The organism is Gordonia sp. 852002-10350_SCH5691597, from assembly GCF_001665715.1.
GTDB classification, from domain to species: Bacteria; Actinomycetota; Actinomycetes; order Mycobacteriales; family Mycobacteriaceae; genus Gordonia; species Gordonia sputi.
The window spans coordinates 1-963 of record NZ_LZMO01000256.1; the positions used below are offsets into that span (position 1 = coordinate 1).

At 64.7% G+C, this 963-nt stretch carries 2 protein-coding genes; both read left to right on the forward strand.

All coding sequences use genetic code 11. From position 1 onward, the window contains the following. On the forward strand, positions 1–312 hold a 312-nt coding region (locus A5777_RS18785), incomplete at its 5' end, for a terminase TerL endonuclease subunit (protein WP_231895114.1). Next, positions 309–963, forward strand: a 655-nt coding sequence (locus tag A5777_RS18790) for a phage portal protein (RefSeq protein WP_156529427.1), incomplete at its 3' end; no start/stop codon positions are given. The genes A5777_RS18785 and A5777_RS18790, both read left to right, overlap by 4 nt.

The following is a 963-nucleotide window of genomic DNA, read 5'->3' on the forward strand; positions in this document are numbered from 1 at the left end:
GCCGCACGGCACGGCGAACGTCGAGTGCTGCAGTGGAACACCGCCCACGCGCAACGCATGGCCCCGGCGACCGACCGGTTCTATGCCGCGGTCACCACCGGGTCACTGACCCATGACGGCAACGACGATCTGGCCGTGCATCTGGGCAACGCAGTCGCCAAATCAACACCTATGGGCGATCTGATCGCCAAGGACAAACGCGGATCACCCCGCAAGATCGACGCCGCGGTCGCCGCGATCGTCGCCTTGGACCGGTCCGCATTTCACACCACCCGAAAGAATCGACGACGAGTACGGAGTTTTGCCTCATGAATGAACCATCAACCCTCGAATTGGATCGGGCACTCGATGTTCGAGCCCCACAGCTGCACATGCTGTCGCAGTACTACGCCGGGGAACAACCGCTGGCGTTCCTGTCACCGGATGCCCGTCGGGCGATCGGGAAACGGTTCGACCGCATCGCAGTGAATCTGCCGCGCCTGTCGGTGACCGCGATCGCTGAACGGTTGCGTGTCACCGGCTTTCTGAATCCTGACGGCACCCGTCATCGGGCGTTGTGGGAGGCGTGGCTGCGCTGCGACCTCGACCAGACCGCCCCCGCAGCCCATCGTGAAGCCCTCGCAACGGGTGAATCTGCCGTGATTGTGTGGGCACGACCCGACGGGAAAGCCACCGTCAGCGTCGAATCCGGCGCCCAGGTCGCCGTATACCGGGACGCTGGCACCCGAGAGACGTTGGCAGCGGTGAAACGGTGGGCTGATTTAGCCCCTGACGGCACCGCACGCCAAACCCGATGGGTCATCTACCGTCCCGACCGTATCGAGCATTTGATCGGTGACGGCGCGTCGGTCACCGCAGCCCGCGTCACGGCCACCATCGACAACCCGCTCCTGGCGGTGCCGGTCGTGCCGCTGACCAACACCGACCGACCACTCACGATGTTCGGGGTCTCCGAATTCGCCG